23 protein-coding genes are annotated in these 23,151 nt (G+C 71.3%); 8 read left to right on the forward strand and 15 right to left on the reverse strand.

Going from position 1 to position 23,151, the window contains the following annotated elements:
• Positions 1-218 precede the first annotated feature (218 nt).
• The 3 genes from KBZ12_RS07505 (at position 219) to KBZ12_RS07515 (ending at position 1,768) form a co-directional block, all read left to right on the forward strand.
• Positions 219-992 carry a hypothetical protein gene (locus KBZ12_RS07505; RefSeq protein WP_254957293.1) on the forward strand — a complete coding sequence of 258 codons (774 nt, stop codon included), beginning with the start codon at positions 219-221 and terminating at the stop codon, positions 990-992.
• A gap of 155 nt (positions 993-1,147) precedes the next feature.
• On the forward strand, positions 1,148-1,381 hold the full coding sequence (locus KBZ12_RS07510; protein WP_254957294.1) for a bifunctional 2-polyprenyl-6-hydroxyphenol methylase/3-demethylubiquinol 3-O-methyltransferase UbiG: 234 nt from the start codon (positions 1,148-1,150) through the stop codon (positions 1,379-1,381).
• A gap of 24 nt (positions 1,382-1,405) precedes the next feature.
• Positions 1,406-1,768 carry a hypothetical protein gene (locus KBZ12_RS07515; RefSeq protein WP_254957295.1) on the forward strand — a complete coding sequence of 121 codons (363 nt, stop codon included), beginning with the start codon at positions 1,406-1,408 and terminating at the stop codon, positions 1,766-1,768.
• A gap of 16 nt (positions 1,769-1,784) precedes the next feature.
• Here KBZ12_RS07515 and ald read toward each other — a convergent pair whose 3' ends face one another.
• The 5 genes from ald to KBZ12_RS07540 form a co-directional block, all read right to left on the reverse strand.
• Complete coding sequence (ald, locus tag KBZ12_RS07520) at positions 1,785-2,897, reverse strand: alanine dehydrogenase (RefSeq protein WP_254957296.1); 1,113 nt, start codon at positions 2,895-2,897, stop codon at positions 1,785-1,787.
• A 79-nt stretch (positions 2,898-2,976) separates the two neighbouring features.
• The gene (locus tag KBZ12_RS07525; RefSeq protein ID WP_254957297.1) at positions 2,977-4,689 is read right to left on the reverse strand and encodes an NAD+ synthase; all 1,713 of its coding nucleotides are present in this window, start codon (positions 4,687-4,689) and stop codon (positions 2,977-2,979) included.
• The gene (locus KBZ12_RS07530; protein WP_254957298.1) at positions 4,689-5,306 is read right to left on the reverse strand and encodes a nicotinate-nucleotide adenylyltransferase; all 618 of its coding nucleotides are present in this window, start codon (positions 5,304-5,306) and stop codon (positions 4,689-4,691) included. Before KBZ12_RS07530 ends, KBZ12_RS07525 begins: the two co-directional genes overlap by 1 nt.
• The gene (locus KBZ12_RS07535; protein WP_254957299.1) at positions 5,255-6,595 is read right to left on the reverse strand and encodes a DUF697 domain-containing protein; all 1,341 of its coding nucleotides are present in this window, start codon (positions 6,593-6,595) and stop codon (positions 5,255-5,257) included. Before KBZ12_RS07535 ends, KBZ12_RS07530 begins: the two co-directional genes overlap by 52 nt.
• Positions 6,592-7,605 (reverse strand): CNNM domain-containing protein, encoded by a 1,014-nt coding sequence (locus KBZ12_RS07540; RefSeq protein ID WP_254957300.1) that lies wholly within the window; start codon positions 7,603-7,605, stop codon positions 6,592-6,594. Before KBZ12_RS07540 ends, KBZ12_RS07535 begins: the two co-directional genes overlap by 4 nt.
• A gap of 103 nt (positions 7,606-7,708) precedes the next feature.
• Here KBZ12_RS07540 and KBZ12_RS07545 point away from each other — a divergent pair, with 103 nt between their 5' ends.
• The gene (locus KBZ12_RS07545; RefSeq protein ID WP_254957301.1) at positions 7,709-9,040 is read left to right on the forward strand and encodes an aminopeptidase P N-terminal domain-containing protein; all 1,332 of its coding nucleotides are present in this window, start codon (positions 7,709-7,711) and stop codon (positions 9,038-9,040) included.
• Here the strand turns inward: KBZ12_RS07545 and KBZ12_RS07550 are convergent.
• Positions 9,012-9,809: a TIGR01548 family HAD-type hydrolase gene (locus KBZ12_RS07550; protein ID WP_254957347.1), complete on the reverse strand. Its 798-nt coding sequence runs from the start codon at positions 9,807-9,809 to the stop codon at positions 9,012-9,014. The two genes, KBZ12_RS07545 and KBZ12_RS07550, sit on opposite strands and share 29 nt — an antisense overlap.
• Positions 9,810-9,857: 48 nt before the next feature.
• On the opposite strand from KBZ12_RS07550, the gene KBZ12_RS07555 reads away from it, so the two are divergent.
• Complete coding sequence (locus KBZ12_RS07555; RefSeq protein WP_216906229.1) at positions 9,858-10,340, forward strand: 30S ribosomal protein PSRP-3; 483 nt, start codon at positions 9,858-9,860, stop codon at positions 10,338-10,340.
• A gap of 18 nt (positions 10,341-10,358) precedes the next feature.
• Here KBZ12_RS07555 and KBZ12_RS07560 read toward each other — a convergent pair whose 3' ends face one another.
• The 6 genes from KBZ12_RS07560 to KBZ12_RS07585 are packed head-to-tail and all read right to left on the reverse strand — an operon-like array spanning position 10,359 to position 15,424.
• Entirely contained in the window at positions 10,359-11,021 is a 663-nt protein-coding gene (locus KBZ12_RS07560) for a transaldolase family protein (protein WP_254957302.1), read from the reverse strand.
• Positions 11,022-11,026: 5 nt separating this feature from the next.
• Positions 11,027-12,364, reverse strand: coding sequence for a protein phosphatase 2C domain-containing protein (locus tag KBZ12_RS07565; RefSeq protein ID WP_254957303.1), 1,338 nt, complete (start codon positions 12,362-12,364; stop codon positions 11,027-11,029).
• Positions 12,358-13,095: a VWA domain-containing protein gene (locus tag KBZ12_RS07570; protein ID WP_254957304.1), complete on the reverse strand. Its 738-nt coding sequence runs from the start codon at positions 13,093-13,095 to the stop codon at positions 12,358-12,360. The genes KBZ12_RS07565 and KBZ12_RS07570 overlap by 7 nt, the downstream gene beginning before the upstream one ends.
• A 3-nt stretch (positions 13,096-13,098) precedes the next feature.
• Positions 13,099-14,454: a protein kinase domain-containing protein gene (locus tag KBZ12_RS07575; RefSeq protein ID WP_254957305.1), complete on the reverse strand. Its 1,356-nt coding sequence runs from the start codon at positions 14,452-14,454 to the stop codon at positions 13,099-13,101.
• A complete protein-coding gene (locus KBZ12_RS07580; protein WP_254957306.1) occupies positions 14,451-15,143 on the reverse strand; it encodes an FHA domain-containing protein in 693 nt (230 codons plus the stop codon). Before KBZ12_RS07580 ends, KBZ12_RS07575 begins: the two co-directional genes overlap by 4 nt.
• Positions 15,140-15,424 carry a hypothetical protein gene (locus tag KBZ12_RS07585; protein WP_254957307.1) on the reverse strand — a complete coding sequence of 95 codons (285 nt, stop codon included), beginning with the start codon at positions 15,422-15,424 and terminating at the stop codon, positions 15,140-15,142. Before KBZ12_RS07585 ends, KBZ12_RS07580 begins: the two co-directional genes overlap by 4 nt.
• Before the next feature lie 59 nt (positions 15,425-15,483).
• Here KBZ12_RS07585 and KBZ12_RS07590 point away from each other — a divergent pair, with 59 nt between their 5' ends.
• On the forward strand, positions 15,484-17,745 hold the full coding sequence (locus tag KBZ12_RS07590) for a transglycosylase domain-containing protein (RefSeq protein ID WP_254957308.1): 2,262 nt from the start codon (positions 15,484-15,486) through the stop codon (positions 17,743-17,745).
• 31 nt (positions 17,746-17,776) lie between these two features.
• On the opposite strand, the gene KBZ12_RS07595 is transcribed toward KBZ12_RS07590, so the two are convergent.
• The 3 genes from KBZ12_RS07595 to atpD are packed head-to-tail and all read right to left on the reverse strand — an operon-like array spanning position 17,777 to position 20,806.
• Positions 17,777-18,883: a rhomboid family intramembrane serine protease gene (locus KBZ12_RS07595; protein WP_254957309.1), complete on the reverse strand. Its 1,107-nt coding sequence runs from the start codon at positions 18,881-18,883 to the stop codon at positions 17,777-17,779.
• A 32-nt stretch (positions 18,884-18,915) separates the two neighbouring features.
• Positions 18,916-19,323 carry an ATP synthase F1 subunit epsilon gene (gene atpC / locus KBZ12_RS07600; RefSeq protein WP_254957310.1) on the reverse strand — a complete coding sequence of 136 codons (408 nt, stop codon included), beginning with the start codon at positions 19,321-19,323 and terminating at the stop codon, positions 18,916-18,918.
• 16 nt (positions 19,324-19,339) lie between these two features.
• Complete coding sequence (atpD, locus tag KBZ12_RS07605) at positions 19,340-20,806, reverse strand: F0F1 ATP synthase subunit beta (RefSeq protein WP_254957311.1); 1,467 nt, start codon at positions 20,804-20,806, stop codon at positions 19,340-19,342.
• Between the two features lie 249 nt (positions 20,807-21,055).
• Between atpD and groES the strand changes: the two genes are divergently transcribed.
• Both groES and groL read left to right on the forward strand, forming a co-directional pair.
• The gene (gene groES / locus KBZ12_RS07610) at positions 21,056-21,367 is read left to right on the forward strand and encodes a co-chaperone GroES (protein WP_015110667.1); all 312 of its coding nucleotides are present in this window, start codon (positions 21,056-21,058) and stop codon (positions 21,365-21,367) included.
• Between the two features lie 53 nt (positions 21,368-21,420).
• Positions 21,421-23,058 (forward strand): chaperonin GroEL, encoded by a 1,638-nt coding sequence (gene groL, locus KBZ12_RS07615; RefSeq protein ID WP_254957312.1) that lies wholly within the window; start codon positions 21,421-21,423, stop codon positions 23,056-23,058.
• Positions 23,059-23,151 lie beyond the last annotated feature (93 nt).

The raw sequence follows: 23,151 nt of genomic DNA on the forward strand, positions 1-23,151 counted from the left end.
ATCGCCCAGTCGATGGGTGGGGTGCGTCACCTCCGGCGGCCTGCAAATGGCGAAGCTGGGGGCCACCGACTGGCGGGCCGGCTTCCGCACCCAGGCCGGGCTGACGTTTCTTCACACGGTCTGATCGAAAGGCGACCGCCCCTTGCAACTCTTCCTACCCGATGGGGTGCCCGCCGGCACCTTCTGCCTAGTCTCCCGGCAAACCGTCTTCCCGAGCGATGGCCGTGTCTCTGATGCAGGATCCCTCCGGTGGATCCTCCCTGAAGGTGATCGAAGCGGTGAAGGAGGGGTGGCAGGCCTTCGGCCGGGCCCCCTGGGTGTTCATCGGTTTCACCCTGCTGGCGGGGGTGCTGAGCAGCCTCTGCTCCCTGATCCAGGGCCAGGTCGACCCCGAAGCCGCCGACGCCATCACCACACTTCAGCTGGGCCGGATCGTGCTGGGCTCGATCCTCAGCGTGCTGGTGAGCCTGTGGAGCACCACCGGACTGGTCCGGGGCGCCTGGAGCGCCCTGGCGGGGGGGAAGCCAAGCCTTGCCACCTTCCTCCGCTGGGATGGCCAGGCCAGCTGGCGGCTGTTCCGCAACGGACTGGTGCTGGGGATCCTGTTCGGCGCGGTCCTGGTGGTGGCGGCCCTGGTGGGGGTGGCCGCTGCCCAGCTCAACCAGGTCCTGGCCGTGCTGCCCTTTCTGGTGGCGTTCGCCGTGCTGATCTACCTGGCGGTGAACCAGAAGTTCATGGCCCAGATCGCCCTGCTGGAGGGACTCGGACCGATCGAATCGATCAACCGGGGGCGCACCCTGCTCGATCCCCAGTGGGGCTCGGTGCTGTTGCTGGCCCTGGTGGAATTCGCGATCGCCCTGCTGGGCCTGCTGGCCTGCTTCGTGGGGCTGCTGGTGGCGGTGCCCGTGATCCTCTGCACCAGCACGGCCGCCTACCGCCAGGTGTTCGGCAGCGAGGACCTCACCGGGCTGCTGGCGGAGCCAGGGCTCTGAGACAGAGGGCTGATCCCCACGGCCAGGCCATCTCCAGGCTCCTTCCCCTTGACGCCGCCGACGACGAGGAGTCCGTTCAGGATCCATCCCTGTCGGGACCGGAGGAGCAGATCCTGACCTCCTGGATCGGCAACACGGCGACCTGGACCCTCGCCGTGCGCCGCGGCGAGATCTTCAGCCGTGAAAGGGTCACCAACAAAGCGATCCTTGAAGCGATCGCCCGCTGGCCCCCCCGCACCCTGCTGGATCTGGGCTGCGGCGAAGGTTGGCTGGCCCATCACTGCGCCCTGAACGGCATCGAGGTGCTCGGCATCGACGCGGTGGCCGAGCTCACCGCCATCGCCGCCGACGCTGCCCCGCCCGGAGCCCGCTTCCAGACCCTCTCCTAACAGGAGATCGCCGCCGGCGGCCTGATGCAGCACTTCGATGGGGTGGTGGCCAATGTCTCCCTGCTCGGGGATCGCTCCCTCGAGGAGCTGTTCGCAGTGCTGCCACGGCACGCTGCCCCCGGGGGCAGCGTGCTGGTGCAGACCCTCCATCCCGTTCTGGCCTGCGCCGATCAGCCCTACCGGGAGGGTTGGCGACAGGGCTCCTGGGCCGGCTTCTCGCCAGCCTTCCGCGATCCGGCCCCCTGGACCTTCCGCACCCTGGCCTCGTGGCTGGGTCTGTTCCAACGCCATGGTCTGATCGTCCAGGAGCTGCTCGAGCCCATGGAGCCGGCCAGTGGACAGCCCGCCTCGGTGATCTTCCGCGCCACCCCCTTGAACACCGCCTGAAGGCCCTGCCGCCGGCTCAGCGCAGGCAGGCCATCGGATGGCGGGGTGCCACCCCAAGAGCCTTGGCCACCCCGGGATGGCAGACCGCCCCATCGACGGTGTTCAGGCCGGAGAGCAGTTCGGGCCGGTCGGTGACAGCCTCCAGCAGGCCCCGTCCCGCCATCACCAGGATGTAGGGGAGCGTGACACTCACCAGGGCTTCGGTGGAAGTGAAGGGCACGGCGCCGGGCATGTTGCCCACGGCGTAGTGCTGCACCCCATGGATGGTGACCACCGGATCGGTGTGGGTGGTCTCGCGGCTGGTGGCGATGCAGCCCCCCTGGTCGATGGCCACATCCACGATCACTGAGCCTGGCCGCATGCGTTGCACCAGTTCCTCCCCCACCAGGGTGGGGGCCCGGCCGCCCGGCAGGAGAACGGCGCCGATCAGCAGGTCGGCCCCCGGCACCAGCCGCTCGATCAGGCTGCGGCTGCTCACCAGGCCCGTCATCCGGCCGCGCCGGGCGGCTTCCAGCCCCCGCAGGCGGTGCGGCGAGCGATCCAGCAGGAACACCTCCGCATCCATCGCCGCGGCGATGCGGGCCGCGTTCCAGCCCACCGTGCCGGCCCCCAGCACCACCACCCGGGCCGGCCGCACGCCGGTGCAGCCCCCGATCAACACGCCACGCCCCCCGTGGGGTTTCTCGAGCAGGTGGGCCCCCACCTGGGCCGCCAGCCGGCCGGCCACCTCGCTCATCGGGGCCAGCAGCGGCAGGCTGCCGTCCTCGAGCTGCACCGTCTCATAGGCCACCGCCGTAGTGCCGGCCTCCAGCAGGGCCCGGCCCACCTCGGGGTAGGCCGCCAGGTGCAGGTAGGTGAACAGCACCAGATCGCTGCGCAGGAAGGCGAATTCCTGGGGCTGGGGCTCCTTCACCTTCACCACCAGATGGGCGGCCCAGGCCTCCTCACAGCTGACGATGCGCGCGCCCGAGGCGCGGTAGTCGTCGTCGCTGATGCCGGCCCCCAGCCCGGCCCCCTCCTGGACCCGCACCTCCATGCCCTGGGACACGAGCTCATGGACGCCGTCGGGGGTGAGGGCCACCCGCTGCTCGTCACGCTTGATTTCCGTGGGCACACCGATGCTCGCCATCGGGGAGGCCAGGGGTGCCGGGCCGGAAGCTGGCATGGCGCAGGAAGAATTGCCGCCCGAAGGCGATCGTGGCCAAACCCTAGGCCGAGGCGATGGGCATCCGCCAGCCACTGCCGAAGGCCCGGTCGCTCACCTTGAGCACCGGTGCCGCCTGGCGCCGCTTGAACTCGGCCCGCCGCAGCAAGCCGGCCACCCGGTCCACCAGCTCCCGGTCGGCCCCCTGGGCCACCAGCTCCTCCGGCGTGCGCATCTCCTCGATGCAGGCCTTCAGCAGGGGGTCAAGCACCCCGTAGTCGGGCAGGGAATCGCTGTCGCGCTGGTCGGGGCGAAGCTCGGCGCTGGGGGGCTTGGTGCGGATCGCCGCGCCGATCAACTCCCCGTCAGGCGGCAGGCCAAGGGCGGCGCGGCAGGGGCCGGAGGCCGCCCCATCCAGCCAGTCACAGAGGCCGGAGATGGTGGTCTTGTAGAGGTCGCCGATCACCGCCAGGCCACCGTTCATGTCCCCGTAGAGGGTGCAGTAGCCCACCGCCAGCTCCGACTTGTTGCCGGTGGAGAGCAGCAGGCCCCCCTTCTGGTTGGCCACCGCCATCAGCAGCGTGCCCCGGATCCGCGATTGCAGGTTCTCCTCGGTGACCCCCCGCGGTGCCCCCCCCAGCTCGGGGGTGAGGGCGGCGGCGAAGGCCTCCATCAGGGGCGCGATCGGCAGGGTGGCGGTGCGCAGGCCGAGCCGCCGGGCCAGGCCGTCGGCATCGTCGAGGGAGCCGGCCGAGCTGAACGGGGAAGGCATCCGCAGCCCCTCCACCCGGTCGGGACCGAGGGCCGCGGCGGCGATCACCGCCACCAGGGCCGAATCGATGCCGCCGCTCAGCCCCAGCAGGGCCCGCTGGAAGCCGCATTTGGCGGCGTAGTCGCGCACCCCCAGCACCAACACCCGCAGCAGTTGCTCCCAGGGGTCCGGCGGCGCCGCGGCGGGTGTCGTGGCGGCGGTGGCCGGGGCGACGTCCTCCCTGGCGGGGGCGGCGTCCCAGAAGCCCAGGTCCTCGGCGGCACAGGCCAGCCGCAGCAAGGGCCGCCCCGATCGATCCACCACGAAGCTGGCGCCGTCGAAGACCAGCTCATCGTTGCCGCCCACCTGGTTGAGGTAGACCACCGGCGCCCCGAGCCGGGCCGCCGCCCGGGCCGCCAGGGCCTGGCGCACCTCCCCCTTGCCGCGGCCGAAGGGGGAGGCCGAGAGGTTGAGCAACAGGTCGATCCGGCTCGGCACCAGTTCGACGATCGGGTCCACCGCATCCGGCCAGCGGCTGTGGAGGTTCTCCTCCACCCACAGGTCCTCGCAGATGGTCAGGCCCAGCCGCCAGGAACGGCCGCCGGCCTCCAGCTCCAGCACGGACGGGGCGTCGCCGGGCAGGAAGTAGCGACGCTCATCGAAGACGTCGTAGCTGGGCAGGAGGCGCTTGCGGCAGACAAGACGCCAGCCTCCCTGCTCCACCAGGGCCAGGGCGTTGTACAGGCCGGGCTGGCGCCGGCCAGCCGCCGGCTCGGCCACCCCCACCAGCACCGCCAGATCGCCTGGGCAGGCTGCCGCCAAGGACGCAAGTACCCGCTCCTGGCGCTGGATCAGGGCTGGGCGCAGCAGCAGGTCCCGGGGCGGGTAGCCCCACAGCGAGAGCTCGGGGGTGAGCACCAGGTCGGCCTCGCCGGCGCGGGCCCGCTCGGCGGCCGCCAGGATCCTGCGGCCGTTGCCCTCCAGGTCGCCCACCAGGGGATTGAGCTGGGCCAGGGCGAGGCGCATCAGGGCTCGGAGAGGCCGTAAAGATTGTGCTGCAGCAGCACGGGCCAGAGTTCGGACGGTACCTGGGCCGGATCGGGCCGCTCCCGGATCCGGGAGCTGGCGCTGGGCGGAATCGCCAGGGGCAGCAGGTCGAGCGTCGCCCCCATTGTGCGCAACCGCTCCAGATCGTCCGCCTCCAGCGGCCAGCCCTGGCGCTGAGCGATGCCGAGCCGGCAGCTCCGCAGCAGCGCGTCGGCCCGCTTCCAGCGGGGAATCTGGCCGGCCAGGTCGCTGCCCACCACGAAGACCAGTTCCCGGTCAGGCCAGCGGGCCCGGGCCCGCTCCAGGGTCTCCACCGCCCAGGGGCTGCTGAGGTCCTGCTCCAGGCTGAGCCGCGGGTCGTCGATGGCGGCCACCAGGGCGGCCAGCAGGGCGGTGCGCACCTCCAGGGGGGCGCCGTGCTGCTTGAGGGGGTTGTCGCTGGCCCAGGTGACCACCGCAGGGAACAGGCCCAGCAACCCCTCCAGCAGGGCCCGGTGGCCGCGGGTGGGGGGATCGGCGCTGGTGCCGAACAGGGCGAGACGGGTCACGGGTGGAGACCGCCGCCGGCGGTCCCCTCCGCCCCCTGCTGCTGCCATTCGCTCAGCCAGCGGCGGGTTTCCGGATCCTGCCGCACCAGCCTCTGCAGCAGGGCCCCCGGCTGGCCGGCGGCGGTGGCGGCGCGCAGCAGCTCGGCGGCCGCCAGCCGGCCCGTGCGCCGGGTGGTGTGGACCGCCAGCGCCGCCTGGGCCAGGGCCACCGGGGCCGCCGGCGCCAGGCTCAGTCCGCCGCTCAGGGGCGCCGCCAGCAGCAGCAGCTGGCGCAGGCCACTCAACAGGAGCTGCAGGCCCAGCTGGGCGCCTCCCAGCAGGGCGTTGTGGCCACTGAGACGGGTAAGCAGGGCGCGGGCGCCGCCGCGGGTCATGGGCAGGCCGTAGAGCTGGCAGAGCTGGACCACCAGGGCGCTGTCGCAGGCCAGGCCGCCGGCCAGATCGAGCAGCAGCAGGGGGTTGGCCGCCACCCCCGTGGCCTTGAGGGCCGCGAAGCGGCCGATCAGGCCCTGGGCCTGGCGGCGACCGTGGCGCAGCCGGCAGCGGTGCAGGGCCTGGCTGAAGCGGTCGGCGGCCCGCAGGGCATTGAGGGCCAGCAGCAGCTCACCATGGCGCTCGAGCAGGCCGGTGAGTTCACGGCGCAGGGGCTCCACCCGGGGAGGGACCGGCTCGCTGCGCACCCGGCCGTCGGCCCGCAGACGGGCCTCGCGGGGGGCGGCCGCCACGGCCAGGGGGCGAAGGTTGCGGGCCCCCGCCGGCAGGCGCCGGCCGATGCTGGCCAGCAGGGCGTCGCGCTCGGCCTCCGGCCAGCAGTCGCTGCGATTGAGCACCAGCAGCAGGGGCTTGCCGGAGGCCAGCAGGTCGTCGAGGGCCTCGGCGTCCATCACGGTGAGGTCGCTGTCGATCACCAGCAGCACCAGGTCGGCGCCCACCGCCACCCGGGCCGCCAGGCGGGAGCGGGCGGCGGCGGCGATCTCATCGATGCCGGGGGTGTCCACCAGGTCGACCCCCTCCAGGCCGGCCAGGGGCTGGCCCCAGGTCTGCTGCTGCTGGCGGCGGGTACAACCGTGGGCCACGTCGGTGGCGAAGTGCTCCTCCCCGAGCAGGGCATTCAGCAGGCTCGACTTGCCCACCCCCACCCGGCCGAACACCGCCACCCGTGGCCGCCGGCGCCGCAGACGGTCCAGCTGGCGGTCGAGGCTGGCCAGTTCCGGCGCCAGGGCCGCCTGCTCCCGGCCGCTGAGCACCAGCCCCGATCGCCAGCGGGCCAGCAGCTGGCGGCAGCGCTCGGCGGCGGGGGGGGCGTCGAACGCCGGTGCCGGTGCCGCCGTCGTCACGGCGTGGCCTCCACGGTGGCGGAGGGCCGGCGCCACCAGCCCGCCAGCACGGCCAGCACGGCCTCGGGCCCGATCACCCCCACGAAACCGCCGAACTCATCCACCACCACCCTCACCCTGGAGCCGTTGCGGCGGAAGCTGGTGAGCAGCCGGTCGGCCCGGATCATCTCCGGCACGAACTCCACCGGCTCGCAGAGATCGGCGGCCTGGCTGCCCCCCCTGCCCTCCACCAGGGCGGTGAGCAGCTGCTCGCGGCTGGCCACCCCCAGCACCTCATCCACCTCCTCCCCCAGCACCACCCACCAGGCAGTGGCATGCCGCAACAGGGTGGAGCGCTGCGCATCGAGGCTCTGGCGGCCCGCCAGGGTGGGGGCCGACACCCGGGGCAGCATCAGGTCCCGGGCGGTGAGGTCGTTGAGCTGGAACACCTTGGCGATCATGGCGGCTTCATCGGCCTCGATCTGGCCCTTCTGGGAACCCAGCCGCGCCAGCAGCCGGATTTCCTCCTCGTCGGTGCTGATCTCGTTCTCAGCCGTGATCGCCGGCAGGATCCGCTCCAGCAGCAGAACCAGCGGCAGCATCAGCCCTGTGAACACGCCAAGGGCTGGGGCCGTGGCGAGGGCCACAGGCAGGGCCAGCTTGCTGCCGATCGCCTTGGGCAGGATCTCCCCCAGCAGGATCACCAGCACGGTGAGGGCCACCGAGAACAGGGGCAAGACCGGGCCGCTGACGCCGTAGCGGGCAAAGACGACGCTGGCGAAGCCGCCCACCATCAGGCTGCCGAAGATGTTGAAGATGTTGTTGGCGATCACCAGCACTGCCAGGGTGCGGCCGAGGCGCTGACGCAGGGCCTCCAGCCGCCGGGCCCCCGGCACCGGCCTGGGGCGGCTCGCCAGTTCATGCACCTTCACCGGATTGACGGTGAGCAGGGCCGCCTCCACCCCCGAACACAGAAAGGACCCCATCAGCATCCCGACCACCGCCAGCACCAGGAGCAGGAGATCGTTCATCCGCGGCTGATCGAAACAGACAGGATCGGCACGTGCAGGTTCGGGGGGATCACGTGTATTTAATCGGCTGTGCCATCTTCTCGCTGTACATCCCTTCACCGCGATGCCGCCGACCTCCCCGATCGACGCCGCCCTGCTGGCCCGCCGTCGCCAGCGGTTTCTGCAGCAGCTGGGTGGCGTGGCCGCGGTGATCCCGGGGGCGGCGTTGGTGACCCACCACGCCGATGTGGAGCACGGTTTTCGCCAGAACAGCGACTTCTGGTACCTCACCGGCTTCGATGAGCCCGGTGCCGTGGCGCTGTTCCTGCCCCACCGACCCGACAACCCCTTCGTGCTGTTCGTCGAGGCGAAGGATCCCGGTGCCGAGGTGTGGAATGGCTTCCGCTGGGGTTGCGAGGGGGCCGTCACCAGCTTCGGCGCCGACCTGGCCCACCCCCGCAGCGAACTGGCCGAACGGCTGCCGGAGTACCTCGACGGCGCCGAAGGGATCGCCTTCCGGGTGGGCCGCCATCCCCAGGTGGAGCCCCTGGTGCTCACCGCCTGGGCGCGCCAGCTGGATCGGGCCCCGCGCAGCGGCAAGGCCGCCCTGGGTCTGGTGGCCCCCTGCCCGCTGCTGCACGAGTTGCGGCTGCGCAAGGAACCCGAGGAGCTGGCCCGGTTGCGGGAGGCCGCCCGCATCTCCGCCGAGGCCCACGAACTGGCCCGGCGGGTGGTGCGGCCCGGCCTCAGCGAACGGCAGGTGCAGGCCGTGATCGAGCAGCACTTTCTTGAGCAGGGAGCGCGCGGGCCTGCCTATGGATCGATCGTGGCCGGTGGCGACAACGCCTGCGTCCTCCACTACACCGCCAATGCCGATGTGCTGCGGGACGGCGACCTGCTGCTGATCGATGCCGGCTGCAGCCTCGACGACTACTACAACGGCGACATCACCCGCACCTTCCCCGTCAACGGGCGCTTCAGCGGCGAGCAACGGGCCCTCTACGAGCTGGTGCTGGCCGCCCAGGAGGCAGCGGTGGCGGTGGTGGCCCCCGGCCAGACCGCGGAGGGGGTGCACGACACCGCCGTGCGGGTGCTGGTGGAGGGGCTGGTGGAGCTGGGCCTGCTGAACGGCGCGGTGGATGGGCTCATCGAGCAGGGGGCCTACCGCCACCTGTACATGCACCGCACCGGCCACTGGCTCGGCCTCGATGTCCACGACGTGGGGGCCTACCGGCTGGGCGAACACCATGTGGCCCTGGAGCCGGGCATGGTGCTCACGGTGGAGCCCGGCCTCTACGTGAGTGACCGGCTGGCGGTGCCCGAGGGCCAGCCCGCCATCGCGGAGCGCTGGAAGGGCATCGGCATCCGCATCGAGGACGACGTGGCGGTGGTCGACCACGGCCATGAGGTGCTCACGGCCGCCGCCCTCAAGGCGCCGGTGGCGATGGAGCGCTGAACAACTCCAGCACCTGGCGGGTGGAGCCCAGCACCCGGTCGGCACCTGCCTGGTGCAGCTGCGCTTCATACCGCAGGCGGTCGGCCTGCCGTCCGGGCCCGTGCAGGTGGGGGGGGGCCACCGCCAGGGCCTCAAACCGCTGGCCGGGCAGCCGTTCGCGGGCCCGGCGCACCGTCTCCACATCGGCCACCGTGTCACCGAGGTAGGCCACGGGCGGGGCACCGGCGCCCAGGGGCACCCCCGCCAGGGTGGCCGCCAGGGCCAGCAGGCCGGTGGGGTCGGGCTTGTCGGGGGCCTGGCCCATGGCGATCAGGGGCGGCGCCACCAGGCCCAGCCGCTGCTCCAGCACGAAGCGGGCCGAGGGGGGCTCGGCGCCGCTGACGAAGCCCCAGGCGATGCCCCGGTCGCTGAGGGCGGCAAAGAACGGCCCATCCACCAGCAGGGGCTCGCTGCCGATGAAGCCGCGCCAGAGGCCGGGATCCCCGTCAGGATCGCCACCGAAGTAGTGGCCGCTGAACACCGCCACCAGCTCCTCCCAGGCGGGCAGGGGGGCCATGCCGCGGCGGCGCAACAGCTCCATCGAGGCCTGCCAGTCGTTGTTCCAACGGCCTTCGCCCTTGAGGGCATCGATGGCGGCGGGCTCCGGAGCCCAACCGCTGAACTGCCGCACGGTTTCGACGATGGCGCGCCGGTAGCTGCCGCCCACATCCCTGATCACGCCGTCGATATCGAAGAGCAGGACGGCGCGGGGGGCGGCGGGGGCGGCCAGGGGGGTTGCTGCGAATCGGCTGGTAAATTAATCGTTTGCTAGTTCTCCTTGAGCGCCGAAACCGTGACAGCCCCTGAGAGTGCCGAGGTCGCTGCAGTCAGCGCCGTCCCCGCGGCCATCGCCGCCGACACCACCGAGGGTCGTCCGGTGCTGCGCGGCGGCAGTGCCGCCCTGGCCACCGCCACCATCGACGAGGACGGGGTGCCTTCCGGCTACACCCCCAAGGCCGATGAGGGCCGCTTCCTGGTGAAGATCCTCTGGCTGCCCGACAACGTCGCCCTGGCGGTGGATCAGATCGTCGGCGGCGGCCCCAGCCCGCTCACCGCCTACTTCTTCTGGCCCCGGGAAGACGCCTGGGAAACCCTCAAGGGAGAGCTCGAGGCCAAGAGCTGGATCACCGACAACGAGCGGGTCGAGATCCTCAACAAGGCCACCGAGGTGATCAACTACTGGCAGGAGGAAGGGCGCGGCAAATCCCTCGATGAGGCCAAGCTCAAGTTCCCCGACGTCACCTTCTGCGGGACCGCCTGATCCCCACGCCCCCCGGCCTCAGGGCCCCGCTGCGTCCCGTTCGAACTGCCCGGCGGCCGCGGCGGTGTCCGGGCTGGCGAACAGCGCCTCGGCAATGGCTGGACTGATCGTGTGGTGGGCCAGGCCGGCGGCCGCCAGCCGGGCCAGATCCCCCGGCTGCCTCAGACTGGCCACCAGCAGGCGGGTGCTGGAGCCGACCCCTTCGAGGGCCCGCTGCATGGCGATCAGTTCTTCGTGGCCGTCGCGGCCGAGATCGCCGATGCGCCCCAGGTAGGCGGCGATGCCATCGGCGCCGAGGGCGGCCGCCACCAGCACCTGGGCCACCTCGTAGCAGGCGGTGAACGTGACGGGCACCCCTTCGGCGATCAGCTGGCGCGCCACCTCGGCCCCTCCCCGGGTGATCGGCACCTTGACGAACACCCGCTGGGGATCAAGGGCCGCCAGGGCGCGGCCGGTGGCCAGCTGCTGCTCCCCATCGGCGCCCCAGGTCTGCAGATGCAGCTCCCGGCAGCCCAGGGCCGCAGCCCGCTGAGCCAGCTGGCCCAGGTGGTCGAGGTTGCAGGGCTGACCGGCCCGCCGCAGCAGGGTCGGGTTGGTGGTGACGCCCTGGAACAGGCCACTGGGCAGCCAGCGCTCCCACTCCAGGGGATCGGCGCAATCGAGCAGCAGACGCAGGGCCATGGGTGTCAGGGGGTGGTGGCGGCCGGGGTGAGGGCCCATTGGCGGCTGAGGGCCTCGCGCAGGGCCGGGCAGGCGCCGAGGGCCTGAAGGGGGCGGCGGGCTTGAGCCGCAGCAGGTTTGGACGCAGGGGCTGGGGCGTTGGACCGTTGGTCTGCGGGAAGATCCGCCGCGATCAGGGCGGCCAGGGGATCGGTGGCGGCTGCGGCTTTCAGTTGGCCTGGATCCTGCCGGCCCTGGCGCAGGGCGACGAACAGATCGCGGCGGCGGCGCAACTCCAGGGGAATGGTGACCGGCTGACCGCAGAGGCGCTCCACCTCGGCCAGGGCGGCCCGCAGCCCGGGGGAGGTGGGCGCCGCCTGCGGCTGGGGCTGGGTTCGGGGCCAGACCAGGGCCAGCAAGCCCGCGCCGGCGGCGGCAAGGGCCAGGCCGATGGCCAGCGCCCGGCCGATCGCCGGGCGCTGGCGCCGGGGGGGAGAGGCCTGGGCGGCCGGCGGCGGGGAGGGCGCCAGGGCCGTGGTTTGCGTCGCCTGCGCTTCCCCAAGCGCTCCAGCGCGCCCGATCGCCACGGTCACGTCGTCGCCACTGCCCTCGCGGCTGATCCGATCCAGCGCCTCCGGCAGGAGGCCGACCCCCTCGCCGCCGCTGCGGGCCAGCCAGGCCGCCAGGGTGAGGAAGTCGCCGTCGGTGGCGCAGGACTTGCGGATGCCGTCGGTGCAGAGCACCAGGGCGAAGTCGCCCTCCTCGAGCGCCAGGGGATACAGGGCCGCCCGGCGGGCGAACAGGGACGCCGCCTGGGGCTGGCAGAGGCTGCAGGTGGCCTCACCGAGGACCGTGGGTTCGTTCTCCTCCTCCAGCAAACGGGCACGGCCGTCCGCCTCCACCCGCACCAGGTCCCAGTCGCCGAGACCCGTATGGCCCCACCAGCGGGCCGTCATCACCACCAGGCCCAGGGTGCTGCCATAGAGCAGGGGCTCGAAACCGCCCTCGCCGGGATCGCTCTGCCAATGGGCCTGCACGGCCTCCAGCCAGCGGCCCTGAACCGCCTCGGGCAGGTCGTGGGCCAGCCAGCGGCTCCAGGCCCCCTCCCCGTCCTCCGGGGGCGCCGAGGCCAGGGCCGCACTCGCCACGGCCAGGGCCGTCTCGCAGGCCAGGCGGCTGCCCACCTCGCTGCGCCGGTAGCGGCGCCCGCCGTGGCCATCGGCCACCGCCATCAGCATCACGGGCTGGCCATCGGTGTCGCGCAGCTCGCGGTAGAGAACGGCGTCCTGGCAGGGGCGGCCAGCCCTGAGGTGGGCGGCCCCGGCCCGGCTGGCAGCGATCGGCGCCGCCCAGCGGTTCACCACACCAGGGGACCGACGTCGTCGGTGGGATCCAGCACGGTGGGGGGCAGATCGGGCAGGGGAATGTTGCCTGCCGCGGGCTCCAGGGGTGTCTCGCTCACCCGGCTCGCCGGCATCGAGGCGGCCCCCACCACCGCCGTGGAGGCCCACTGGATGTACTGGGCCAGGGAGGTGGCGTTGCTGGCCTGCAGGGGGCGGCGGGGCGAGCGGCCCGCCGTGGCCGGCTCGCTGCCGATGAACCGCTGCAGCACCTCAAGATCGGCGTCGTGGCCGAGGGCGATGGCCAGGCGCACTGCCTTCTGGGCCCAGGGCACCCGCAGCAGGGCCTCGAGGCCGGCGGCGAAATCATCGGTGGGCTGGCCATCGGAGATCAGCACCAGCACCGGCGGCAGGGCGCGCACCTCCATCGGCGGGGTCTGCAGGGCCGCCGCCACCAGCTTCAGGGCCTCCCCCATGGCCGTGATGCCGCCGGCCTGCAGATCGCGCCATTCCAGCTGGTCCACCGGCGTGGGGGTCTCGATGTGCCAGGCGGCATGGTCGGCGAAGCGGACGGCCCGCACCAGCACCCGCGCCTCCGGGTTGTCCCGGGCCACCGCCGCCATCCCTGGCAGCGACTGGCGGATGGCCTGGTTGAGGGCCTGCATCTTGCCCGACGCCGCCATCGAGCCGGAGCAGTCGCAGAGGTAGAGGAAGTGGAGCGGCCGGTTGGCCAGCTTGACGTCGGGAAACGGCATGGATCAGGCGGCGGGGGATGGCCGGGTGGGGCGCTGCACGGCGATCGGACCCGACGGGGACTGGATCCGGGCGAGTGCGGCGAGGCTACAGCTCTCGCCAGGCTGCACCGGCTGGACGCGGCCGTCGTGGGTCTCGGCGCTCCAGGCGGCCGATGAGAGGTTGCGCAGCCCCAGCCGCCTGTGGTCCTGGGGATGGGCCACCACCCGGGCCAGCGGCCGGCGCAGATCCTCCCCGGCCAGGGCATCGAAGTGGTGGGGGTGGAGCTCGTTGTCGGGCGCCGCCAGCACGGCCCCACGGGCCAGCAGCAGCGTGATCGGCTCCGGCAGGGGGGCGCCGCAGCTCCAGCACAGCGCCGGGGCGCCGCTGGCCTGGAAGTTTTCCTGGCCGCAGGCGGGGCAGAGGGCACGGCGGTCGAGGGTGCGGGCCAGCTCCTGCTTCCACTGGCCGGTGAGGGCCCGCCGGGAGGGCTGCTTCATGCCGCGGCAGAAGGTCTGCTCGAACAGGGCCTGGAGGGGGCGGGGGTAGATGGGCCAGGTGATCAGGGCGGCCGCATGCTCGATCGGGTCGGGCCGGTTGCGGTCGTCCAGCGGATCGAAGATGAACACCGGATCCTCACCGCAGAGGCGGCGGCGGGCTGGCTCGTCAAGGCAGCGGATCGCCAGCTCCATCTGGCCCTTGAGCGGATCGTGGCGGGTGAGCAGCCGGAACAGCAGCACCGCCAGGGAGAAGAGGTCGCTGTCGGCGCCGGGCCGGGCCTGGCCCAGCAGCACCTCCGGGGCCATGAAGCCCGGGGTGCCCAGCACCGCGCCATGGTCGGCGCCATCCACCGCCACGTTGTCGTTGTCGCAGATGAGGATGCCGCCGCTGCCGGGCTCCAGGAAGAGGTTGCCCAGCGAGACGTCCTTGTAACAGAGCCCCGCCAGGTGCAGGGCGTGGAAGGCGTCGGCGAGGCCGAAGCAGGCCCGCAGCACCTGGCGCAGGCCGATCGCCAGCCGGCCGGCGGCATGCTCGCAGGCGCCCACGTAGGCAGGCGGGCGCAGGGGCATCAGGTAGCCGAAGCTCTCCTGGCGGAGGCGGATCAGGGGGCGGCTGGCGGGGCTGGCCCGCAGCAGGGCGATCGGCCAGAGGAAATCCTCGTTCGGGGCGGTGGCCCGGATGCTCGCCTCCAGGCGCCGCTCCAGGCCCCCGTCACGGGCGATGCAGGCCGGCAGGTACCACTTCAGAGCCAGCCGCTCCCCCTGCAGGTCCACCTCGTACACCTGGCCCTGGGTGCCGCCCCCGAGGCCACGGATGATCTGGAGCGGGGCCGCCAGACCCTCGAAGCCCAGGCTGGCGCCCTCCGGCAGGATCCAGTTCATGGCCGCCGCCCCGCCGCCGGGCCCATGGCCCTGCGGATGCCGTTGCGGTGGGCCAGGGCCGTCTCGAGGCTGTCGAAGCGGTGGCGGTAGGCCAGGCCGTCCTGCAGCGTCACCTCCAGCAGGTGCTCCCAGCGGGAGCCCAGCAGGATCCAACCCGCCAGCGCCCCCAGCTGCAGGGGCCAGAACAGCCAGGGGAAGGGAAGCAGCAACAGGCCGCCCAGGCAGAGCAGCAGCCACCAGCTGAAGGCCTGGGGATGGCGCCGGCGGCTGCGCACGTAGGCCGAGCGGATCCGGTCGAGGGGCAGGGATTGGCCGGCGAAATCCAGCTGGCCGGCGGCCGGCGGAGCCACCAACGGGGCCGCAGGGCGGCCACTGGTGGAGGCGCTGAACTGCAGCACCGGCCCCTGCAGGCCCAGCCGGATCTCGTCGCCGTCCGAGAGGGGCCGGCAGTCCCGCAGCCGGGCGCCTTCGAGGTAGGTGCCGTTGGCGCTGCCCAGGTCGCAGAGCAGCCACTGGCCGGCCCGTGTTCGCGACACCCGCACCAGGGCGTGGTGGCGGGAGACGCCCTGGGCCTGGCTCAGGCAGAGGTCGCTGGCAGGATCGCGACCGATCGAAAGGGGCGTGCGGGGATCCAGCGGCACGCTGCGGCCGGGATCGTCACGCAGCAGCAGCCGGGGGTGGGGGCTCATCGCGGATCCTCACCGGCCTTGCGCCGGCGGCCCAGGCGCCGGTCGGCCAGGAACCGGCCCCACAAGCCCATCGGTTCCCCTTCGCGCCAGGGGATCACCCGCCCGGGGAACAGCAGGGCCGAGGTCGCCAGGGCCAGGGCCACCAGCAGCAGCAACAGCAGCACCCAGCCGGGGATCGCCCCCACCCAGGTGGCGGCAAAGGTGGCCCGCAGCGCATACACCCCGATGGTCAGGGCGGTCCAGATGCGGAAGGGTGCCCATGGATCCCGGCGTTGCTCCACCTGGCCGGCCGCTCCGATCGCTGCGGGTAGCGTATGGGAGCAAGGCAGAAGGGCCGGGGATGGGGGGGACGACGGAGCAGGCGTCGCCTGGTCACGGCTCCGCACCCACGCCCGCCACGGGTTGGCTCCGCCTCTGGCAGGCCCTTCGCCGCCCCGCTCCGGATGGCGGCCGTCGCCGGGCCGTGACCACGGCCCTGGGGGAACTGAACCGCCATGGCGCCTGGCTGGAACTCTGGATCGGCGGCCAGTGCCGCCGGCAGGTGGCCCTGGAGGGCGGTCGTTACCGCATCGGCCGGGATCCCCTCTGCGAGCTGCAGGCCGACGCCACCGGCGTCAGCCGCGTGCACGCGATCGTGGAGCAGGAGCGCCCGGGAGATCCGGACTATGTCGGCGAGGATTTCAGCTCCGCCAACGGTCTGTTTCACCGCGATCGCCGCATCCGCGCCATTCACCTGCGGGACGGGGACCGGCTGCAGCTCGGCTCGCCCCTGAAGGGGGAGGCGCCGACCCTGGTGTACCGCCATCCCCGCAGTCCCCTGGGGCAGCTGGTGCACTGGGGCGCCATCGGCGCCCTCATCGGCTCGGGCGTGGCCCTGGGGGGCCTGCTGCTGGCTACCACCGTCTCCGGAGGCTCCGCGATCCGGTCGGTGAGCGGGCCGGTGAAGGTGTTCTCCACCGATGGCCGCCAGATCGATGCGGCCGAGGGCTCTTCGACGGCCCTGCCCACCCTGGCCGACTACCCCCTGCACCTGCGCCAGGCCCTGATCGCCTCGGAGGACTCCCGCTTCGGCTGGAACAGTGGCATCGACCTGTTCGGCACGCTGCGCTCCCTGGTGCAGGGCACCGGCGGCGGCAGCGGCCTGGCCCAGCAGGTGGCCCGCATGGTCTACCCGGCCGTGGGCACCGATGTGTCGGTGGCCCGCAAGCTGCGGGAGCTGTGGGTGGCCTGGCAGCTGGAGGCGGGCTTCAGCAAGAACCGGATTCTGAAGATGTACCTCGACCGGGCCTACCTGGGCCTGGGGGCCGAAGGGTTCGAGCAGGCAGCCCAACTCTACTTCCGCAAGTCGGCCAGCGCCCTGGACGTGGCGGAGTCGGCGTTCCTGGTGGGCCTGCTGCCGAGCCCCAACAGCTACAGCCCCTGCAACCGGGAGAACCCCACCTGGGGAAGGGAGCGCCGCGACCTGGTGCTGGGGCGGATGCACGCCGAGGGCTATCTGTCCGATCAGGCGTTGATCGACGCCCGCCGCCGACCGCTGAACATCGATCCCTCCGCCTGCGGCGCGTCCACCTACTCCAGCTATCCCTTCTTCAGCGACTACGTGATCGGCGAGCTGGAGGGTCGACGCTTCGCCCTCGACCTCAGCAGTGCGGAGGCCCGGGGCAACTACGCGGTGATCAGCAGCATCGACCCCCGCCTGCAGGCCATCGCCCAGAAGCAGCTGAAGGCGTTCCTGGAAGGGCCCGGGGCCCGGGCCGGGCTCACCCAGGGCGCCCTGATCTCGATCGACTACGGCACCGGGGCGATCCTGGCCTACGTCGGCGGCGGCGACTACAGCCGCTCGAGCTTTGACCGGGTGCAGGCCCTGCGCCAGCCTGGATCCACCTTCAAGCTGTTCGCGTTCCTGGCGGCCCTGGAGGCCGGCGTCAAGCCCGGCGATGCCGTCTCCTGCGCCCCCCTGGCCTACGTGGCCGGCTGCCGGGGCGGGGCTGGCAGCACCAGTGTGGCGGCGGGCTTCGCCAGCTCCGAGAACGTGGTGGCCCTGCGGCTGGCCCAGCAGGCCGGCCTGAACAAGGTGGTGGCCAAGGCCCGCCAGCTGGGCATCAGCACGCCGATGGAGGAGAGCTTCTCGATGGTGCTGGGGGGCAAGGAGACCTACCTCTACGAGCTGGCGGGGGCCTATGCCGTGGTCGCCAACGGCGGTCGCTCGGTGCCCCTGCACGGTGTGAAACGCATCTACGACCTGGGCATCTGCGGCTCGGTGCGGTCCCTGGCCGACTGCCCCCCCAGCGGCGTCACCACACCGGTGGGCGAGCAGACGCGGCAGCTGATCGAACCGGCGGTGGCCGCTGAGATGGATGCCCTGCTGCGGCAGGTGGTGAGCGGGGGCACCGGCGCCGCTGCCGCCGTGGTCGCCGATGCCCGCGGCAAGACCGGCACCACCGACAACGGCGTCGATGTGCTGTTCGTGGGCTACTCCCCCTCCAGCCGCATCCTCACAGGCATCTGGATGGGCAACGACGACAACCGCCCCGCCCAGGCCGCCTCCGGCGCCCTGGTGGCCCAGCTCTGGGGGCAATACATGCGCGCCCTGGCGAGCTGATGTTGAGCGGGCTCAGGCCGGAGCCAGGGCTTCAGCCCAGCCAGCCCAGGCCCCTGGCCAGCTCCTGGGCGCGGGTGACCAGGGCCCAGGCCGTTCCGAGCAGCGTGCCCCACCACCAGGGGCTGCTCCAGAGCCGGGCCGTCGGGCTGCTGCTGTCCTCGGGATCGCGGCGGGGTAGCTGCCAGCCCAGCTGGACGGCGCCGAAGATCACCAGCAGCACCCAGGCGGGGATCTCCACCGGCCCCACCACGAAGGGGTGGGCCTTCCAGTGCAGCAGGCTGAGGGCCGAAGCCAGGGCGATCAGCGCGGCGATCGGCCCGGAGGCCCCGTCCCACTGCCGCAGCACCCGGGCCCGGCGGGCCACCAGCACCGCCGGCGCCGTGGTGGCGAGGGCGGTGAGCGCGTAGCGCAGCAACAGGGAGGACAGGGGCAGCGTTGAGCCCCCCAGCATGATCGCCAGCATCACCAGGTTGAGCAAGGCCTCGCGGTTGGCCGCATGGATCCAGGGGGCCGTGCTCCAGCACCAGGCCCGGCGAGGGTCACCGCTGGCCTCCAGGGCCAGGGGCCAGCGGCGGCGCAGGACCCGCAGCGGGCCGAGGGCCAGGGCCTGCAGCAGGGCCAGGGCCACCACGAGCACCAGGCCGCTGCCCCAGCGCCAGGGGTCGAAAAACCATTGGTCGAGCTCCCCGCCGGCCCAGAACAGCACCGGTGCCGAGGCAGCGGCCAGGGCCAGACCGGGACCGAGGGGCCGCAGGCTCTGCCGCCAGGTCAGGGGGGCACGCCCGGAGAGGACAGGGTCAGCGCCAGCGGCCGTGGCGTCGCCCGTGGGCCGCGCCGAAGCCACGCCGGAGCAGGCTTCCAGCAGGTCGAGCAGCTCGGCCAGCACCCTCGGCGCGTAGATCCCGGCCAGATGCTGGCTGAGGGCCGTGACGGCACTGCGCTGGGGGCCACCCTGCAGCTGCAGCACCCGCAGCAGCAAAGGCTGGGTGGCCAGATCCCGCACGGGTCCGCACAAACTCTGCTCAGCCCCGAGGGCGTCGATCAGCCGGTTGGCCAGGGCCTGGGGATTGTCCAGGCTGACGGAGCCGGTGGCGATCCACTGGCGCAGTTGCAGACCGAGTTCCCGACCCTTGCCCATGGCCGCCGCAGCCTCCCGGCCCGCAGGGAAACTCAGGCGGCCTTGCTGGCCTGAAGACGGGCGCGGGCGCGGGCCAGGGCCTGCTGGGCCTTCACTTTCTCAGGGCTGGGGTCGGAGCCTTCCAGGGCCGAAGCAGCCTGCTGGGCCGCCTCGAAATCGCTCTGGGCGGCGGTGGCGTCGATGCTGCTGCCGAGTTCGGCACCGTTGACGAGCACGGTGACCTCATTGGCCACCACCTCAGCAAAACCACCCATCAGGGCGATCGACTGCCAGTTGGCACCCTCCCGCACCCGCAGCACGCCGCTGTCGAGGGCGGTGAGCATGGAGACGTGGCCGGTGAGGATGCCGAGCTGGCCGGTGGTGCCGGGCAGGATCACTTCGTCGGCGGTGCCGTCGAAGACGCTCTGATCGGGGGCGAGGACGCGCAGGGTGAGGGTCATGGAGAAGATTCCCGGATCAGGACTTGGCTGCGGCGAGGATCTTGGCGGCCTTGGCCCTCACCTGGTCGATGTTGCCGACCAGGTAGAAGGCGGCTTCGGGCAGGTCGTCGAGTTCGCCGGCCAGGATCATGTTGAAGCCCTTGATCGTGTCGTCGAGCTTGACGTATTCGCCGGACTGGCCGGTGAAGATCTCCGCCACGAAGAACGGCTGGGAAAGGAACTTCTCGATCTTGCGGGCCCGGTCCACCGTGCGGCGGTCGTCCTCGGAAAGTTCGTCGAGACCCAGGATCGCGATGATGTCCTGGAGTTCCTTATAGCGCTGCAGGGTGGACTGCACGGCCCGGGCGGTGCGGTAGTGCTCATCACCCACCACGGCGGGCTGGAGCATGGTGCTGGTGGAATCGAGGGGATCCACCGCCGGGTAGATGCCCTTGGAGGCCAGACCGCGGCTGAGCACGGTGGTGGCGTCGAGGTGGGCGAAGGTGGTGGCGGGCGCCGGGTCGGTGAGGTCGTCGGCGGGGACGTAGACGGCCTGGATCGAGGTGATCGAACCCTCCAGGGTGGAGGTGATGCGCTCCTGCAGTTCACCCACGTCGGTGCCGAGGGTGGGCTGGTAGCCCACGGCCGACGGCATGCGGCCCAGCAGGGCGCTCACTTCGGAGCCGGCCTGCACGAAGCGGAAGATGTTGTCGATGAACAGCAGCACGTCCTGCTTGTTCACATCACGGAAGTGCTCGGCCATGGTGAGCGCCGACAGGCCCACGCGCATGCGGGCTCCGGGGGGCTCGTTCATCTGGCCGTAGCAGAGGGCCACCTTCGACTTGGAGAGGTCGCCGGCGTTGATCACGCCCGACTCTTTGAACTCCTCGTAGAGGTCGTTGCCCTCGCGGGTGCGTTCACCCACGCCACCGAACACCGAGACGCCGCCGTGTTCCTTGGCGATGTTGTTGATCAGCTCCTGGATCAGCACGGTCTTGCCGACACCGGCGCCACCGAACAGACCCACCTTGCCGCCCTGGCGGTAGGGGGCCAGCAGGTCGATCACCTTGATGCCGGTCTCGAAGACGCGGGGCTTGGTCTCAAGTTCGGTGAGCTTGGGCGCCTGGCGATGGATCGGGGCGGTCATCGACGTGGAGACCGGGCCTTGCTCGTCAACGGGCTCGCCGAGCACGTTGAAGATGCGGCCGAGGGTGGCCTCACCCACGGGAACGGAGATGGGGGCGCCGGTGTCGAGGGCGCCCATGCCGCGCACCAGGCCGTCGGTGCTGCTCATGGCCACGGCACGGACCCGGTGGTCGCCCAGCAGCTGCTGCACTTCAGCGGTGAGGGCCACCTGCTGGCCGGCCGAATTTTTGCCTTCGATGCGAAGAGCGTTGAAGATCTTGGGCAGCTTGCCCGCAGGGAATTCCACGTCGAGGACGGGGCCGATCACCTGGCGCACGGTGCCTTTGGTACCAGGGACGGCGGGAGCGGCAGCAGCCATAGGTAAGGAAAGAGCGTGGTGTGCCCAGCGGGGTCCAACCACCCGTCTGAAGCGGCGCAACCTTACCACTTCAGGGTGCCCGCCCGCCTGCGGTTCGGTCACCCGCACAGCCCGGGGATGGCGACGCAGCGCAGGCGCCACCTAAGTTGGCAGTCGAAGGGCGCGAGTGCTAACTCGCCCCATCCCAGCGACGCGCCGGCCCCGGTCGTCTTCCGTCGCTGCCTTCGCGTCCATCCATCGCGTCAATTCATGGCTGCCGTTTCTCTCAGCGTCTCCACGGTCAAACCCCTCGGAGATCGCGTCTTCATCAAGGTGTCCGAGTCGGAGGAAAAAACCGCCGGTGGCATCCTTCTGCCCGACACCGCTAAGGAAAAGCCCCAGGTTGGTGAAGTGGTCCAGATCGGTCCTGGCAAGCGCAACGACGACGGCTCCCGTCAGGCTCCTGAAGTGGGCGTCGGCGACAAGGTGCTCTACAGCAAGTACGCCGGCACCGACATCAAGCTCGGCACCGACGAGTACGTGCTCCTGTCCGAGAAGGACATTCTGGCCGTCGTCAACTGATCTGACGGCGTTTCCGTCTGCATCACCTTCAACCAAGCAATCTTCTTTCTTCCATGGCCAAACGCATTATCTATAACGAGCAAGCCCGCCGGGCGCTCGAACGCGGCATCGACATTCTCGCCGAAGCCGTTGCCGTCACCCTGGGTCCCAAGGGCCGCAACGTGGTGCTGGAGAAGAAATTCGGCGCTCCCCAGATCATCAACGACGGTGTCACGATCGCCAAGGAGATCGAGCTCGAGGATCACATCGAGAACACCGGTGTGGCCCTGATCCGTCAGGCCGCTTCCAAAACCAACGACGCCGCCGGTGACGGCACCACCACCGCCACCGTCCTGGCCCACGCCATGGTCAAGGCGGGTCTGCGCAACGTGGCCGCCGGCGCCAACGCCATCACCCTCAAGAAGGGCATCGACAAGGCAACCGAGTTCCTCGTCGGCAAGATCGAGGAGCACGCCAAGCCGATCTCCGACTCCAACGCCATCGCCCAGGTGGGCACCATCTCCGCCGGCAACGACGAAGAAGTGGGCCGCATGATCGCGGATGCCATGGACAAGGTGGGCAAAGAGGGTGTCATCTCCCTCGAGGAAGGCAAATCGATGACCACCGAACTGGAGGTCACCGAAGGCATGCGCTTCGACAAGGGCTACATCTCGCCCTACTTCGCCACCGACACCGAGCGGATGGAAGCGGTGCTCGACGAGCCCTACATCCTGCTCACCGACAAGAAGATCGGCCTGGTGCAGGACCTGGTGCCCGTTCTTGAGCAGATCGCCCGCACCGGCAAGCCCCTGCTGATCATCGCCGAGGACATCGAGAAAGAAGCCCTCGCCACCCTGGTGGTGAACCGTCTGCGCGGCGTTCTGAACGTTGCTGCCGTCAAGGCTCCCGGCTTCGGTGATCGCCGCAAGGCCATGCTCGAGGACATCGCCGTTCTCACCAACGGTCAGCTGATCACCGAGGACGCCGGCCTCAAGCTGGAGAACACCAAGCTGGAGATGCTGGGCACCGCCCGCCGCATCACCATCAACAAAGACACCACCACCATCGTCGCCGAAGGCAACGAAGCGGCGGTGAAGGCCCGCTGCGAGCAGATCCGCAAGCAGATGGACGAAACCGACTCCTCCTATGATAAGGAGAAGCTGCAGGAGCGTCTGGCCAAGCTGAGCGGCGGTGTGGCCGTGGTCAAGGTGGGTGCCGCCACCGAAACCGAGATGAAGGACAAGAAGCTGCGCCTGGAAGATGCCATCAACGCCACCAAGGCGGCCGTTGAGGAAGGCATCGTTCCTGGCGGTGGCACCACCCTGGCCCACCTGGCGCCTGCCCTTGAGGAGTGGGCCGCTGCCAACCTCTCCGGTGAGGAACTGATCGGCGCCACCATCGTGGCCTCCGCCCTTACCGCTCCCCTCAAGCGGATCGCCGAGAACGCTGGCGTCAACGGCGCCGTCGTGGCCGAGCATGTCAAGGGCAAGCCCTTCAACGAGGGCTACAACGCCGCCACTGGTGAGTATGTCGACATGCTGGCTGCCGGCATCGTCGACCCTGCCAAGGTGACCCGCTCCGGCCTGCAGAACGCCGCCTCGATTGCCGGCATGGTGCTCACCACCGAGTGCATCGTGGCTGATCTGCCCGAGAAGAAGGAAGCTGCACCCGCCGGCGGCGGTGGCGGCATGGGCGGCGACTTCGACTACTGATCGCCATTGCGGTCAGCGTCGGATCACGACTCCTTCGCCTTCCGTTCCAAGCGCCCCTGCGGGGGCGCTTTTTTTGGCTTCGCGTCCATCCCG

Origin of the sequence: Cyanobium sp. Cruz CV13-4-11, assembly GCF_024346055.1 — a bacterium.
In the GTDB taxonomy this organism is placed as follows: Bacteria; Cyanobacteriota; Cyanobacteriia; order PCC-6307; family Cyanobiaceae; genus Cyanobium.